The 16006-nt window shown below is 40.8% G+C and carries 16 protein-coding genes; 7 read left to right on the forward strand and 9 right to left on the reverse strand.

Features of this window, described 5'->3' with window-relative positions; all coding sequences use genetic code 11:
* Positions 1–35: 35 nt before the first annotated feature.
* Positions 36–770, reverse strand: a complete 735-nt coding sequence (locus ABT310_RS13955; protein ID WP_375324500.1) for a cysteine hydrolase — start codon at positions 768–770, stop codon at positions 36–38.
* Between the two features lie 400 nt (positions 771–1170).
* On the opposite strand from ABT310_RS13955, the gene ABT310_RS13960 reads away from it, so the two are divergent.
* Complete coding sequence (locus ABT310_RS13960; RefSeq protein WP_375324501.1) at positions 1171–1596, forward strand: hypothetical protein; 426 nt, start codon at positions 1171–1173, stop codon at positions 1594–1596.
* 10 nt (positions 1597–1606) lie between these two features.
* Here the strand turns inward: ABT310_RS13960 and ABT310_RS13965 are convergent, their stop codons facing one another.
* Positions 1607–2794: a PQQ-dependent sugar dehydrogenase gene (locus ABT310_RS13965; protein ID WP_375324502.1), complete on the reverse strand. Its 1188-nt coding sequence runs from the start codon at positions 2792–2794 to the stop codon at positions 1607–1609.
* Positions 2795–2886: 92 nt separating this feature from the next.
* Positions 2887–3444 (reverse strand): DUF4251 domain-containing protein, encoded by a 558-nt coding sequence (locus tag ABT310_RS13970; RefSeq protein WP_375324503.1) that lies wholly within the window; start codon positions 3442–3444, stop codon positions 2887–2889.
* Between the two features lie 91 nt (positions 3445–3535).
* Between ABT310_RS13970 and ABT310_RS13975 the strand changes: the two genes are divergently transcribed.
* Entirely contained in the window at positions 3536–5752 is a 2217-nt protein-coding gene (locus tag ABT310_RS13975; protein ID WP_375324504.1) for a DUF5916 domain-containing protein, read from the forward strand.
* Positions 5753–5767: 15 nt separating this feature from the next.
* On the opposite strand, the gene ABT310_RS13980 is transcribed toward ABT310_RS13975, so the two are convergent.
* From ABT310_RS13980 to ABT310_RS14000, 5 genes are all read right to left on the reverse strand, one after another.
* Positions 5768–6685 carry an EamA family transporter gene (locus ABT310_RS13980; protein WP_375324505.1) on the reverse strand — a complete coding sequence of 306 codons (918 nt, stop codon included), beginning with the start codon at positions 6683–6685 and terminating at the stop codon, positions 5768–5770.
* A gap of 80 nt (positions 6686–6765) precedes the next feature.
* On the reverse strand, positions 6766–7128 hold the full coding sequence (locus ABT310_RS13985) for a hypothetical protein (RefSeq protein WP_375324506.1): 363 nt from the start codon (positions 7126–7128) through the stop codon (positions 6766–6768).
* 160 nt (positions 7129–7288) lie between these two features.
* Positions 7289–7984 (reverse strand): OmpA family protein, encoded by a 696-nt coding sequence (locus ABT310_RS13990; protein WP_375324507.1) that lies wholly within the window; start codon positions 7982–7984, stop codon positions 7289–7291.
* A 6-nt stretch (positions 7985–7990) separates the two neighbouring features.
* The gene (locus ABT310_RS13995) at positions 7991–8476 is read right to left on the reverse strand and encodes a lipocalin family protein (RefSeq protein WP_375324508.1); all 486 of its coding nucleotides are present in this window, start codon (positions 8474–8476) and stop codon (positions 7991–7993) included.
* Positions 8477–8556: 80 nt separating this feature from the next.
* Positions 8557–10536: a thiamine pyrophosphate-dependent enzyme gene (locus ABT310_RS14000; RefSeq protein ID WP_375324509.1), complete on the reverse strand. Its 1980-nt coding sequence runs from the start codon at positions 10534–10536 to the stop codon at positions 8557–8559.
* Between the two features lie 111 nt (positions 10537–10647).
* Between ABT310_RS14000 and ABT310_RS14005 the strand changes: the two genes are divergently transcribed.
* From ABT310_RS14005 to ABT310_RS14025, 5 genes are all read left to right on the forward strand, one after another.
* A complete protein-coding gene (locus ABT310_RS14005; RefSeq protein WP_375324510.1) occupies positions 10648–11598 on the forward strand; it encodes an isopenicillin N synthase family dioxygenase in 951 nt (316 codons plus the stop codon).
* Positions 11599–11601: 3 nt separating this feature from the next.
* Positions 11602–11931 carry a translation initiation factor gene (locus tag ABT310_RS14010; RefSeq protein WP_375324511.1) on the forward strand — a complete coding sequence of 110 codons (330 nt, stop codon included), beginning with the start codon at positions 11602–11604 and terminating at the stop codon, positions 11929–11931.
* Positions 11932–12074: 143 nt separating this feature from the next.
* Complete coding sequence (locus ABT310_RS14015; RefSeq protein ID WP_375324512.1) at positions 12075–13007, forward strand: DUF1835 domain-containing protein; 933 nt, start codon at positions 12075–12077, stop codon at positions 13005–13007.
* Positions 13008–13011: 4 nt separating this feature from the next.
* Positions 13012–13896 (forward strand): nucleoside phosphorylase, encoded by an 885-nt coding sequence (locus tag ABT310_RS14020; RefSeq protein WP_375324513.1) that lies wholly within the window; start codon positions 13012–13014, stop codon positions 13894–13896.
* A gap of 70 nt (positions 13897–13966) precedes the next feature.
* On the forward strand, positions 13967–14815 hold the full coding sequence (locus tag ABT310_RS14025; RefSeq protein ID WP_375324514.1) for a substrate-binding domain-containing protein: 849 nt from the start codon (positions 13967–13969) through the stop codon (positions 14813–14815).
* A 310-nt stretch (positions 14816–15125) separates the two neighbouring features.
* Here ABT310_RS14025 and ABT310_RS14030 read toward each other — a convergent pair whose 3' ends face one another.
* The gene (locus ABT310_RS14030; RefSeq protein ID WP_375324515.1) at positions 15126–15791 is read right to left on the reverse strand and encodes a uracil-DNA glycosylase; all 666 of its coding nucleotides are present in this window, start codon (positions 15789–15791) and stop codon (positions 15126–15128) included.
* Positions 15792–16006: the final 215 nt, after the last annotated feature.

Below are 16006 nucleotides of genomic sequence, written 5' to 3' on the forward strand. Positions count from 1 at the left end.
CTCTTACTCAACTACAACATCACAAACACAGACGTTTATTTCTTGGGTTGCATTTTTAATTCTTTCACCAATTCTTGGGTAGTGAATACTTTGCTGGAAATCATTTTATAGTTGGTCTGGGCAGCTTGGTCGCCGTCCAATCCAGGTAATTTTGCAGAAGCGGTTGCGTCTCCGACAACGGCAACTTCAAAACCGTTCTCTACCAATTCCCTCATGTGCGATTCGGCACAAAGGTTACCAGACATACCTGCCAAGATCACTTTGTCCACCCCTTGTTTTCTTAATTGCAAGGCCAAATCGTTGGATTCTGAACCAAATACTTTGTGTGGGCTGGTCACCACTACCCTATCCTTATTGATATATTTTTTGTAACGAGGCAACCAATCGGCACCTGAACCTTCAAAACCTTTTACGTTCAATTGGTCCCCACGGTCGAACATGTTGATGTTGTGCATCAATTTTTCAAGGGTCCCCTCAAATTTCCACACGTGATCGTGCTCGTAGTAGTAGTGAGGGGAAACAAATACGGGAATGTTGTACTGTTCGCCCAATTTAAAAATGGTCTCCAAGTTTTCGATGGTGTTGTTTTCCTGAACACTTTGCCCCACGGCACCCCAAGCCACTCCATCAGGGCTAAGGAAATCGTTTTGCGGATCGGTGATCACAATGGCGGTGGTTCCATCAATGATAAAACCTGGTTCTGGCAATTGAGCATACAAGCCCGTAACGGTAATCAAGAACAGGGTTACTATTCGCATCAAATTTTTCATGATATTTTTTTTAACTGATTAAACTTAAATTTTGATGGAACAAAGTTGCGGCGACACCGCACAGGAAAAAATGGACGAACATCGCCACTGAATGGACAATTTTTCCGGTTAAACCAAAAAATTTAAAAAGACCAAAACCGTACCCATCAATGGTGTAGCTATATTCCTACCTATATATTACATCCATCAATCCAAAACTGGTATCCATATATTCAAACAGGGCATTGGTCAATTGGGAATAAAAAAATGAAGCAAAAGGGGGTAGCTTGGCAAAAAATAGGAAAATGACCACTTTAGAAACCATAAATACCTTACAGATTATTTGTCTGGTCGTTGCAGCATTTATTGTATACCTCCTTGGATGGCTGCATGGCGCGCACTGGGGCACTAGAAATCGATATTGAATACTATCACTATAAAAATAGCGTTAGCACAAAACCAAACCAACCTAAACCTACTAATTATCTACTGGCAAGATAAAAATATTAAAGCTGTATTGGCTTTTTGCAGAGATACTGAATTCATCATCCGGATTGATGAACTGAATTGCGGAAAGCTCCGCTATCTCTGTTGGCACAAAAGCAAAAGTATTTTTAACCTCCCCTGTCTTATCCTTAGGGATGGTACCATCGAGAAATCGGCCAGTGGAGATAAATTGGAGTTCGTGTTTACCAATAAGGATTCCCTTTATGTCATGGAATACCTGCTGCCCAACACGGAAGATGGTCGTCCACAGTTCTTTTTGGAAATCACGGATTACCGCAATAAAAAAAGTACCTGGAAAATGGAAGAGATTCCATTGCCCAAGTACCTTTTAAATTTATAATCTTAATGTTTTACCCTTTATAGGTGACTCTGTAAATGGCATCGCCAAAATCATCCGAGATCAACAGGGAACCATCTTCTAAAAACAAAAGGTCCACTGGTCTACCAAATGCCTCTTGGGCCTCTTCATCCAGCCAACCATCAATAAAAGGTTCGTAACTTACGGCTTCACCATTGTTCAATTTTACCAATGAAATACGGTACCCTACTTTTTTGGAGCGGTTCCAAGATCCGTGCTCGGCCAAAAAGGCATGCCCTTGATAGGACTCGGGAAACATAGGGCCTTGACCAAATTTAACGCCCAAAGCGGCTACGTGGGCTCCCAAAGGTTGTACTGGCGGCACAAAATCGGAGCAAGGTCGTTGGTCACCAAATTCTGGATCGGGAATAGTTCCACCGTGACAGAAGGGATAGCCAAAATGTTGTCCAGCTTCGGTCAATTTGTTCAACTCCCCAGGAGGTATGTCGTCGCCCATCATATCCCTACCATTATCGGTGAACCAAAGTTCTTTGGTATCGGGGTGCCATGTGAATCCTACGGTGTTTCGAACTCCATTGGCCACTATTTCACGATTACTGCCATCGGGGTCCATTCTTGTGATGGACGCATAGCGTTTGTCCACTGTGGCACTATCACAAATATTACACGGCGCCCCTACGGGAACATATAATTTATCGTCAGGACCAAAGGCGATGTACTTCCAACCGTGATGGAACTCGGTGGGGTAATCGTCATAGATCAATTCGGGTTCTTGAGGGTTTTCCAATTGCTCTTCAATATTGTTGTATTTGAACAAACGGCTTACCGCAGCCACATACAATGCCCCATCTTTAAAGGCCACACCATTGGGTTGTTCCAAATCGGTAGCAATGGTATATGTTTTATCTGCCTTAAAATCACCATCGGTATCTTTAACCGCATAAACCTTCCCTTCGTTTCGTGTACCCACGAAAAGGGTTCCGTCTGCCCCCATGGCCATGGAACGTGCACCTTCCAATCCTTCGGCGTATACCGAAATGGAAAATCCTTTTGGAAGATTCAATCGCTCCAACGGAAGACTGGTAGAATCGACGGATACTTCTTGGGCCACTTCCTCACTATCCTTTTCTGCACTTTCTTTTTTTCCATTACAGGAAACAACAAGTGCCGAAACAGCGAATACAAAAGCGAACCGCTTTAATACTGGATTAATTTTCATTTTGTTAGATGAGTTATTTTGGTTTCTGAACTTATAAAACTATAATAAATTCATGGAAACGATGCAGAGATTTGCATCTTCTTTACATATATCTATTCTGGGTTGTATTCGGAAAGGTTGCCTTGATACCAAATATTGGTGCGCTGTGAACTGGCTACCATTAGTCGCGCAGATTGATTGGGATAAATGTTTGCAACCACTTGATAGGATTCCGCTCCTTCGGTAATATTAAATTTAAGGGTATAGCCATCTCCTTTTTTTGCGGGTTCAAATGTCATATCCCTTGGTTCCCCATCAAACTTGATGCCTACCTTATCGTTAGAATAGGTGCCGCCCATGCGCCTCTCCCCATAAAATGGGAGGTCTGCTTTCACTTTTCCATCAGACAGTCTAAAATAACCGCCTGTTCCAGTTATGTCAATGCGGTTTGCGGTACTTCCGGGTGGCAATAAGCCTGCATTGGCAATACTGTTCAAACTTTGTGTAGCCATAGGTTGTGCCCAAGTGGCGTTCATTTCAAATTGTTTATTTGCTACCATTTTTTCAAAAACAGCTTGTTCTTCTGAAGTTGCATTTGTTTTTGAAGTAGCTGCACAGGCAGCAAAAAATAAAAGTATTCCTAGTATTCCAAGTTTAAAAATCGCTTTCATTGTGTTGTGATTAGTCCCTTCAATTTACGAAATCTCGTGTACATTCCTTTGAATTATAGCTTATATTTAACACGCCAACTAAACTACCGCGATGTTCAAAACCTTAAGCCAAATGCTGTTTGCTCTAGTGTTCGGATGTTTGTCTACCGTTCAAGCTCAGCAAAATTCTTCATCGATCACCAAACCAACCTACCAAGCCACTGCTTTGGAACAAGATGTTCAAGTGGATGGCGATGTTATTAACGACCCCGTATGGCAATCGGTTCCCGCCATCACCGATTTGCTTCAGATTCGACCCAATTATGGTGCACCAGTATCTGAAAAAACTGAAGTACGGATTGCCTACACAGCGACTACTTTTTATGTCTCTGTGGTTTGCTTTGATTCCGATCCGGATAAGATTGTGGTGTCAGACTCCAGACGGGATGCCGATTTGAACGACGAGGACAGTTTTCTGTTTATTATCGACACCTACCACGACCGTCAGAATGGCTTTTTATTTGGCACCAACGCCCAAGGCATGGAGTATGATGCACAAATTGACAACGAGGGAAAGGGCAACAACAATGCCAATCGCCAACAAGGAGGTGTAATCGGGGGGACCAATATTAATTGGGATGCTACATGGAAAGTAAAATCAAAATTAGGTGATTTTGGATGGAGCGCGGAATTCGAGATTCCTTTTAGGTCTTTGCGCTTTGCTCCAGGTGACCATAAAACTTGGGGATTGAATTTTCAACGAAATATCAGCAAGAACACGGAAACAGCTTATTGGACTTCCCTACCCCTTGGTTTTGATATGAAGCGATTGTCGCTTGCAGGAAATTTGGAAGGCCTGAATCTCAAAAATCCAGGCAACCTTAAGTTGATTCCTTATGTATTGGGTCAGTATGTAAACGATAAATCGGTTGAGCCAAATGAAACCGACACCCATTTTGATGCTGGAATGGATTTAAAATATAGTGTAACGCCAAGTTTAACCTTGGACTTGACCTATAATACGGATTTCGCCCAAGTGGAAGTGGACGACCAACAAGTAAATTTAGATAGGTTCAATCTATTTTTCCCCGAAAAAAGGGCCTTTTTCCTTGAAAATGCAGGACAATTTAGTGTGGGAAGCCCCGGAGAGGTGGATTTATTTTTTAGTAGGCGCATTGGAATCAGTGAAGATGGTAGTTTGGTTCCCATTATTGGAGGAGCTCGATTATCGGGTAAAGTAGGGCAAACCAATGTGGGCTTTTTGAGCATGTTCACCGACGATGTAAGTGATGCGGGTATCGAAAAAAACAACTTTACCGTAGCAAGGGTAAATCACAATGTGTCCGGTACACGTTCTTCTGTGGGCGGTATTTTTATCAATCGCGCTGGACTGGGCGATTTGGAAGATGATTACAACCGTGTTTTTGCGGTTGATGGCAAGTGGGGCATTGGAAACAAAGCTGAAATTACTGGTTTTGTAGCCAAGAGTGTTACCCCGGGGATAGAGGAAAAAGATCTAGCCTTTAAAATTCTTGGGAATTATGACTGGAACGGATGGCGCTTAAACCTAGGCTATACAGAAGTGGGCGAAGGATTTAATCCAGAAGTAGGCTTCTTGCAACGTACCGCCTTTAGAAAACCAGAAGCATTGGTTTTTAAAACGCATAGATTTAAAGATGCTGGACAGTTACTTGAAATTCGTCCCCATATTTCATATCGTGGATATTGGAATTTTGATGATGAATTGGTCACCAGCTTTTTACATGTAGATAACCATTGGGTATTCAAGAGTGGTTTGGAAATCCATACCGGAATCAATTTTACCGCTGAGCAGGTATTTCAAGATTTCACTATTTCCGATGTAACCGTACCTGTGGGTTATTATAACAACGAGGAACTGCAGTTGGTCATTACCACTAATCCCAACAATGCCTTGGCATTTGACACACGAACTATAATTGGAGGGTATTTTAATGGTCATCAAATTTCAAATAGTGGAACGGTAAATTACAGGGTTGGCGATAAATTCAACTCCTCACTTAGTTTTAGACATAGCGATATTCAATTGGACACAGGTGATTTAACAGCTTTGGTTGGTGGACTTCGACTGTCTTATTCCTTTACCCCAAGAATTTTTATTCAAAGTTTGATTCAACGCAACAATGTTTCCAATATTACTTCTGTAAATGCAAGGTTCGGATGGCTTCAAAATGCCAATACAGGACTCTTTGTTGTGTTCAATGTGGTAAAAGATGATGATATTTTGGACGTTTTGAACAATCAAACATTGACCATCAAATACACCCACCGATTTGATTTGCTGAGATAAAATGCAGATTTATTTCTAACGCTTAAACCTTTCGAAAATGGCCAAGGTCTTTTTGGTGTTGATAAAGTAAACCCCCGTTAACAATATCACGGCTGCCAAAACAGATTGTAAAGTGATTTGTTCATCCAGAAAATACCATCCCAAAATCAAAGCCACAATGGGGTTTACGTAGGTCGAGGTTGCCACTTTTTCGGGAGAAACGGCCTTTAAAAGGTAATTGAAGGAGGTGAAGGCCAAAATGCTGCCAAAAATCACTAAAAGCACCATTGAAAGTTGTACCTCGCCACTCCACGTATTGGGTAGAGACCAAGATTCACCAAAACCGAGACTCATTAAGGCCAAAATTATGCCACCCGTGAACATCTGATAGCCCGTATTTACAAAATAATTGGTAGGTAAATCCGCTTTGGCAACAAAAAGACTTCCGTAAGCCCAACTGAGCATACAAAAGAAAATCATCACCATGCCCAAAACAGAACCTTCTTGCGCTATTATTTGTTTTTGGGAAACCAGCAGGTAAATACCAATAATGCCAAAAAAAACTCCAACGACGGACATTGGCTGGATTTTTTTTCCTTGCAAAATCCGCATCAACAATAAAACAATAAGAGGTTGGGCAGAAATTTCCAAGGCGGCAAAACCACTATCCACATAACGCAATGCCCAGACCACTACCCCATTTCCAAAACTCAGGAAAAGAATACCGGCAATAATGGTGTTCAAAAGTTGTTTTTTGGTGATGGTCAACGGTATCTTCATGATTTTGGCCAAACCAAAAATGAGAAGTCCTGCAGTGATAAAACGAATGGAGGCCAACATAAAAGGGTCCAATTCGGTTACCGCAATTTTATTCATCAAATAGGTGGAGCCCCAAATGACGTAGATGGCAAAAAAAGCCAGAATGACCAAAGCTGAATTAGAGGATTTCGCCATTTCAAGACTAATTAAATGTCCGTGCAATATTACGGATGTTTATAGGAGTATAAACAATCTTGTTGGGATCTTTTGCAACATTATTGGTACAAATTGTTCAAGGTCTCAGTTCTGGACCGACCACACATTTCAATGATATAGGAAGTGTATTCGTTTTCCAATTGCTTAAACCGTTCCAAGTGTTTTTGGATTTCTTTTTCGCCAAGTGCAGATATTCCCCTATCATTATCATCAAACAAATGAATGATTCTGGATTGGTTTTGTTCAAAATGTCTAAAATTTCGTTTTAGCTCATATTGTTTTTCAAAACCAAGGGGGCACTTGGGCTCATACTTATAGGATTTCAACTTTTCAAACAATCTTTCCACCAATCTGAAATTGCGTTGTACCCGTATCAACAGCTCTTGTTCCTTGGCCGAATTATTGGGGATTGCGTTATTCATGGTGATATTTATGGATTTAATGCATTGAATTTCTTAAAGTTAAGCATAAAGTTTTAATATAACCAGCCTATTAACGATCATTTAATCTTATGCTCATCAAAAATTTAATACATAAAAAAAGCCCGATTAGATCGGGCTTTTTATTGAAACAAATTCTGTTTTAGTTTTTGGTCTCTTCGTAGGCTTCCTGTTTCAATTCTTCACTAGCGACAATGGCTAGCTCCACTCTACGGTTTTGGGTTTTTCCTTCGGCCGTTTCGTTACTGGCCTTGGGTTGCTCCTCGCCGTACCATTTGGTGGTGAATCTTCCGCTGGAAATTCCCTTGCTCACCAAATAATTGGTCACAGCTTGGGCGCGTCTTTGCGAGAGTCCCATATTGTACTCAGCAGCACCATCACTGTCGGTGTGTCCTTCCACCAGAATGTTACTTTTAGGATATTCTTTAAAGATACCGGCCAATTTATCCAATGTAGTGGCAGATGTTCCTTTAATGTCTGATTTGTTGGTGTCGAAATAAACACCATTCTCGCCACTAAAGGTTACATTGATACCTTCACCCACACGTTGCACTTCTGCTCCTGGGATTTCTTGCTCTATTTGTTCGGCTTGGCGATCCATTCGACTACCGATATAACCACCAGCGGCACCACCAACCACTGCTCCGATAATAGCACCAAGGGCCGTGTTGTTTCCGTCACCTACATTATTACCAATGATTCCGCCAATAACAGCACCACTACCTGCTCCGATAGCTCCACCTTTTTGGGCGTTGTTTGCATTTTTGATAGCATCACAACTCAAGATTAAACTAATGGCCATCAATGAGGCCATGCTTTTCACTATTAGATTTTTCATGAATTTTTATTTTTTTGAGAATTTGTAAACGATGGTCACAGGTTGTCCATCTGCAGTAACGTTGGATTTTAATGTCATGTTTTGCTCCGAAATGTTCACGATGTTCAATCGATAACCATAGCCTCCTGAAATGTCTTTTCGGTTTTCGTCTATAAATTTAAACTGAAGTTGACTTTGGTAGTTTTCGGAAGGTTCAACCACCGACCATCTGAAATAACGGTCACCGCCTTGGCAAAGTGAGCTTTGGCCTATAGTGTAACGACCGGTACTGTTGTTATCGCGAAAGAACCATTCGCTGTCTTCAAAACATATGTCTTCGGCATCGTTAAAGATGACGGATTTGAAGTTACCGGATGCATTTTCGTAATATACGTCGTCTAAGTTCCAAGTTCCGCTAAATAGGTTTCGCTGCGAACGCGCAGACTTTGATACAGAGCAAGATGAGAGTAGAATTCCCATCAATGCCAATAAAAACAATGGTTTTTTGATCATAAGAATTAAGTTAATGTTCAATAAAATATACGATTGGGGACGCTTTTAAAGTTGTTAAAGTTATCTAAAAATGTTAAAAGTCAATATTCAAATAAGGCTAAAAGTGCCGTTTCAAATCTTTTTTGAGGCAGGTATTCATTTTCTAAGGATTTCGCAAAGGGCACAGGTGTTTCCAAACTACCGACCCGCTTTACTGGAGCATCCAAATATTCAAAACATTCTTCCATTACCATAGCCGAAATATCACTGGCTATACCACCAAACAGGGTGTCTTCTTGTAAAATGATGAGTTTCCCTGTCTTTTTTACGGATGCATAAATTGCATCGGAGTCCAGAGGTTGAAGTGAACGTAAATCTAATACATCTGCTTGAATTTCGGGGTGTTTTTCTAAAATTTCCAAAGCCCAGTGTACTCCTGCTCCATACGAAACCACGGTTAGGTCATTTCCTTCCTTAAGCAAACTGGCTTTTCCCAAGGGCAAGGTATAATAATCTACAGGCACTTCTCCCCTTACACTGCGATACAATCCTTTGTGCTCAAAAAACAAAACAGGATTGGGGTCGTTGATGGCCGTGTTCAACAATCCTTTGGCGTCATAGGGAAAAGCTGGGTAGACCACTTTTAATCCCGGAGTTTTGGTAAACCAGGCTTCGTTAGTTTGGGAATGAAAGGGTCCAGCGCCCACTCCTCCACCGCAGGGCATCCGAATGACCACATCGGCCTTTTCGCTCCAACGGTAATGCACTTTGGCCAAATAATTCACAATAGGATTAAAGCCTGAAGTCACGAAATCCGCAAACTGCATTTCCACGACCGCCTTCATACCATTTATACTCAAACCCATCGCTGTGGACACGATTCCCGATTCGCAAATCGGGGTATTCCGCACCCTGCTTTTACCAAATTTGGACACAAAACCTTCCGTTATTTTAAACACACCACCATATTCGGCAACATCCTGCCCCATAATAATGAGCTCGTTGTATTTGTACATGGATTGTTCCAAACCCTGCGAAACCGCATCAACAAACCGAAGCTCCTTTTTTAAATCCGAATTCGGTGTTATTTCTTGATATTGTGAATGTTGATAAACCTCATTTAATTCTTTACTTTCATCAAAATCAACCATAGGCTCATCGAACGCCATTTGCAAATTATCGTTGATTTCTTGGGAAATCCCTGCTTTAAATTGTTCAACAGCATCATCTGTCAACAATCCTTCCTTCAACAAAAAAGCTTCGTAATTGGAAATGGGGTCTTTCTCCGCCCATTTTTTCATCAGCTTTTCAGGAACGTATTTAGTGCCGCTCGCCTCTTCGTGCCCTCTCATCCGGAAGGTCTTAAACTCCAAAAGCATGGGACGAGGTCTTCTTCGAATCGCTTTGCAGAGTTCATCAACTTTAGCGTAGACCTCCAAAATATTGTTTCCGTCGATAATTCGAGATTCAATACCATAACCCCTAGCCCTATCCGCCAAATGTTCGCAATTGTACTGTTCGTTGGTCGGTGTGGAAAGTCCGTAGCCATTGTTTTCAATGCAAAAAAGCACGGGTAAATTCCAAACGGAAGCAATATTTAAGGCTTCATGAAAATCTCCTTCGCTAGTTGCTCCCTCTCCTGTAAAAACCGCAGTTACTTTTCGTTTTCTACGGAGCATATCTGCCAATGCAATACCATCGGCCACCCCGAGTTGGGGTCCTAAATGGGAAATCATCCCAATAATCTTGTATTCCTGCGTTCCAAAATGAAAACTACGGTCCCTGCCCTGCGTAAAGCCACTTTGCTTTCCCTGCCATTGTGAAAAAAGTCGGTGCAAAGGAATGTTCCGCGAGGTAAAAACGCCCAAGTTTCGGTGCATGGGCAACACATACTCGGTATCTTTTAAGGCCATGGTCACACCCACAGAAATCGCTTCTTGCCCTATACCGCTAAACCACTTCGAAATCTTGCCCTGTCGGAGCAAAATCAACATCTTTTCCTCTATCATTCTGGGTTTGAGCATTCCCAAATAAAGATCAATCAATTTTTGTTTGTCCAGGTCACCTGTATGATACCGCATTCCATAAAATTATGTCAGCTAAAAGTAGTAAAAAGCCCATCAAAAAAGTCAAAATATAATTTTAGGTTGCCCATTATTCCGTATTTTTGATGTTATACCAAAAACGATATTATGAGTGCTATTCCAAGTGTAAATCTGGAAGATTTTGTTTCCGGTGATGCGGCTAGAAAAGAAAAGTTCGTCAAAGAAATTGGTGCCGCTTTTGAAGATATCGGCTTTGTGGCCCTAAGCGGACATTTTCTTTCGGATGAATTGGTTGAAAACCTATATGCCGAAATCAAAAAGTTTTTTGAATTACCGCAGGAAGTAAAGGATAGCTATGAAATTGAAGGTATTGGTGGTCAACGCGGTTATACTTCCTTTGGAAAAGAACATGCAAAAGGCAAGAAAGAAGGTGACCTAAAGGAGTTTTGGCATTTTGGACAATATGTTGAGGACAACCCCAAATTGGAGGCGGAATATCCCGACAATGTTACCGTAAAGGAACTTCCAGAATTTAATAGCACAGGGAAGGAAACCTATAAAATGCTGGAAAAGACAGCAAAATATGTGTTACGGGCCTTGGCTCTGCATTTAGGACTGGAAGAAACCTATTTTGATGATTATATAAAAAATGGCAATTCCATTTTAAGACCCATTCACTACCCTCCGATTACTGAAGAGCCTAAAAATGCGGTAAGAGCTGCAGCACACGGTGACATTAACTTGATAACTTTGTTAATGGGCGCCCACGGAAAGGGACTCCAAGTAAAAGACCATGAAGGAAATTGGGTGGATGCCATCGCACAACCCGACCAGTTGATGATCAATGTTGGGGATATGCTCTCACGGCTTTCCAACAACAAACTAAAATCAACCATTCATCAGGTGGTAAACCCACCAAGAGAACTTTGGGGCACATCGAGATATTCCATTCCGTTTTTTATGCACCCCGTGAGTGATATGCCATTGAATTGTTTGGAAAACTGTATCGACGATGAGCACCCAAAAGAATTTGAAGACATTACCGCAGGCGAATATTTACATGAGCGCCTTATTGAATTGGGATTGGTAAAAAAATAATTTATGGATTTATCGGACCAGCTGAAAAACCTGTTTCCAGACCATGTTCCGGAAGAAACAGGAGAAGAACAACATACCGAACCAAAATATTGGCTCCAAGACGACCCTATCATTTGTAAATACGAAAAACGAAAGGGCAAACCTGTCACCATTTTAGAAGGGTATAACGGAGCTGATAGTGATTTTAAACTGCTTGCCAAGGATATTAAAACCCTTTTGGGTGTTGGGGGCAGCTTTAAAAAGGAGACCATCGTAATCCAAGGGGATTACCGTGACAAGATCATGAATTTTTTAAAGGAAAACGGTTTTAAAGTAAAGCGTGTAGGAGGATAATTTGGGGAATTCTTAAAAATTGAACAAGCTTTTTTTCACATGTTAAAAAATCGCCTTTACCCCCAATGTTTTGTGAAAATATTTTTGTGTTCCTACTATAAATCTTACTTTTAATTTCCTAACCAACGAAAACCCAACTGAAAATGAACTCACTGTTGCACATTACCAACGGAGACAATTTCACATCTAAACTTCAGTCACTAGACTTAAAAGGAGATGTAATTACGTGGAGAGAAATGCTCTGCGAAGGAAAAACGCTGTGCAATGTTGGAAGCGAATCCTTCTGGAAAACCAGATTCGAATTCCTTAACAAGAATTACAAAGTTTCCAAATCATGGTTTGTAGAAAAAACATTGAAGGAATACCGTTCGCTTTGCAACCACAAACAGCAAGATCAGATTGTTTTATGGTTTGAGTACGACCTGTTTTGCCAAATCAACATGTTAGCGGTTTTAAGCTGGTTAAAAACCCATCGCAGACATGCCCAAATTTCATTGGTTTGTAGTGGCAAAGAAGATGACTCGAACAAAATGTACGGTCTCAACGAGCTTAGCGACGAAAAACTTCTAGAACTTTATAAAAATAAAACCGTTCTATCGCAGGACGACATTGAATATGCCGATTATATTTGGCAACTATATTGCAGCGATAACCCCATTCGCTTGGAAAATCAGATAGCGAACAACGATTTTCAGTTCGAGTACCTGTCCGATGCTTTAAAAACCCACTTGAAACGCTTCCCTACCATTAAAAATGGATTGAACGAACTTGAGAACCATGTTTTGGAAATAGCCTTGGAAACAAAACCAAAATCCAAAAAAGATTTGATGGGCGAATTGATATCCAATCAAGGATTCTATGGATTTGGCGATACACAGTACGAACGAATTATCTCTTCCATTAGACCGCTGTTCAAATCCTTCAACCCTGTTAAATTAACAAAACATGGGATGGAAGTTTTACAACAAGAAGCAAATTACTATTCTCAAATACGTGATAATCAAGCATATTTAGGAGGTTCTTTAAAGTATAACTTCCTGTATAATACAGATACAGACAGAATCTTAAAATTGTAACGCAATGTCCTCATTAGGCGACTCAGAACTTATTCTGAACCCTGATGGGAGCATTTACCATCTTCATTTACTTCCAGAAGACGTTGCCCCTATCATTATTACGGTTGGTGACCCCAAGCGCGTTCACGAAGTATCCAAGTACTTTGATTCCATTGAGGTGAAGAAAAGCAAACGTGAGTTTGTCACCCACACGGGCTATTATTCAGGCAAACGCATTACGGTCATTTCTACAGGTATTGGAACCGATAATATTGATATTGTTTTTAATGAATTGGATGCCCTGGTGAACATTGATTTCAAAACACGTCATGTAAAACCGAATAAAGCACGGCTTAATTTTATACGGGTCGGTACATCAGGTGCTATTCAACCTGATATCCCCATCGACTCGTTTGTTCTATCGAGTTCAGGTGTTGGACTTGATAATTTGTTGCACTTTTATGACTATGGACAATTCAAGAATAGTCAACTTGAACTAGCACTTCGCAAACACCTACAGTGGGAGGAGCGCAACCTTTACCCATATGTAGTGGATTGCGACCCGATGTTAAAAGATATTTTTAGTGAGAATCGTATACGATATGGAGTAACCATCACAAATAGTGGTTTTTATGGTCCACAAGGTAGAAGTTTACGTTTGACTCCAATTGTAAATGACTTTCACGACAAATTAGCCAGTTTTCAACACAATAATGAACGCATAACCAACCTTGAAATGGAAACTGCTGCCATATACGGCTTGGCAAAACTCCTTGGACATCATGCAGTATCGCTCAACGCCATCTTGGCCAACCGAGCTACGGGAGAGTTTTCTAAGGCTGGGTATAAAACCATAGATGCCCTAATTCAATTTACCCTTGATAAAATAGCAACGCATCAATTGGTATAAATTTTTCAAATCAAATTTATAAAATATACCAAGCGGAATACGAACTTTGTTCCACAATAAATATCCGAATATGAAAACGGTAAAAATCATTGGAGTTCCAGAACACTTTAACCTTCCTTGGCACTTGGCCATGGAAGACAATGCTTTTGAAGACAGAGGCATTCAGCTAGATTGGACGGACATCCCTGAAGGAACAGGCAAAATGACGCAAATGCTCCAAGAGGGTGAAGCGGATTTAGGCATCATTCTCACCGAAGGCATTATTAAAAGTATTTCCCAAGGCAATCCGAGTAAAATTATTCAAACATATGTTTCCTCTCCCCTGCTTTGGGGCATTCATGTGGATGCAAAAAGCAATAGAAACACCATTGTCGATTTAAAAGAAGATAAAGTAGCCATTAGCCGTTTAGGCAGTGGCAGCCACTTAATGGCGTACATCAATGCGCAAAATCAAGGTTGGAACACAGAGAATCTAAAATTTGAAATCATCAACAACTTGGATGGCGCAGTGGAAAACCTAACTAGTGGTTCCAATGCTTATTTTATGTGGGAACATTTTACCACCAAACCTTTGGTGGACAACGGCACCTTTAAGCGTGTTGGGGACTGCCCTACTCCTTGGCCTTGTTTTGTGATTGCTGCATCCGATGATTTTCTAAAAGAAAGTTCAGGCGTGGTCCGACATATTTTAGAAGTTATCAATACCTACACAGTGGAATTCAAGCAAATTCCAAGCATTGATAGAACCTTATCCAATCGATATGGGCAACAATTGGAAGACGTGAAGGCTTGGCTATCAAAAACCACTTGGGGGCAGGAACAACCTTCAGTTAAAACCGTCAATGAGGTCCAGAGAAGATTACACAACTTAAATTTAGTGGATGACATAAAACCGGTTGAGACTTTTCTTTGGGTTTGATTGTTTGATTCTAGGATTTTTAGATTTTTGAACGGAAAAGCAAAATGGTTAAGGGTCAAAGGTTGAATGACAACTAACTTTTGCATTTGAACTTGAACATTGAACTTGCAACCGTCAGTTCGAGTGCGAAGCGTATCGAGAACTGGATTGATTGCTGGATTTTTGGATTATTGAATGTCCTTGAACTTGTATATGATACTTAAATTGTCAGGTCGGGTCTTTCGACTGTACTCAAGGTAAACTCAAGTCGAGACCCCGAGACTTCTCGATACAATTTTGACATCGTCAAAATCACTCAAAATGACGCATTTTACCAATCAATAGGTTCCTTACCCATTTGAGCAAGTAACGCATTCGTTTTACTAAAATGTTGATTCCCGAACCACAATCCACGATTGGCACTCAAAGGTGATGGATGTCCAGAAGTTAAAATGTGATGCTTGGACTGGTCTATCAAACTTGATTTTTTCTTGGCGAATCCGCCCCAAAGCAAAAAAACGACACCTTCCAACTCATTGGAAACTGTTTTGATTACAGCATCCGTAAATTGCTCCCACCCCTTTTTCTGGTGACTCCCTGCTTCATGTGCCCGTACCGTTAACGTAGCATTCAACAATAATACTCCTTGGTCCGCCCAGCGTTCCAAATTGCCACTTTCAGGATATGGTTTTTGCATATCCACCTTAATTTCTTTAAAGATATTCACCAAGGAAGGTGGATGCGGAATCCCATCTTTCACAGAAAAGCAAAGTCCATTCGCTTGGTTTGGACCATGATAAGGGTCTTGACCAATAATTACCACCTTGGTTTCACGAAAAGGACAATGGTCAAAAGCGGAAAAAATATCCTTACCCATTGGGTAACAGGTGTTTTGCGTGTATTCCTTTTTTACAAAAGACGTAAGTTCATGAAAATAAGGCTGTTCAAATTCATTCTCTAATTGTACTTTCCAGCTCGATTCAATACTTACTTCCATACGCTATTTCACTTCTTTTTGTTAATTTCTAAATGAGATAGCTATAACCTACCCCAAAGTGCAGTTCAACAATGACTTCAGTTCTATAGCATGCGGTATTGTCGCTTCTTATAGGGTTTGCATTAGTTGAACCAACCCAAAAGTACGTAATGCAATACTTTTTTGCTGAATGTGCCTCCTTCAAAAACACATCAAAATCCTATATTTGCGCTGCT

Source organism: Flagellimonas cixiensis (assembly GCF_042134615.1).
Classification (GTDB): Bacteria; Bacteroidota; Bacteroidia; order Flavobacteriales; family Flavobacteriaceae; genus Flagellimonas; species Flagellimonas cixiensis.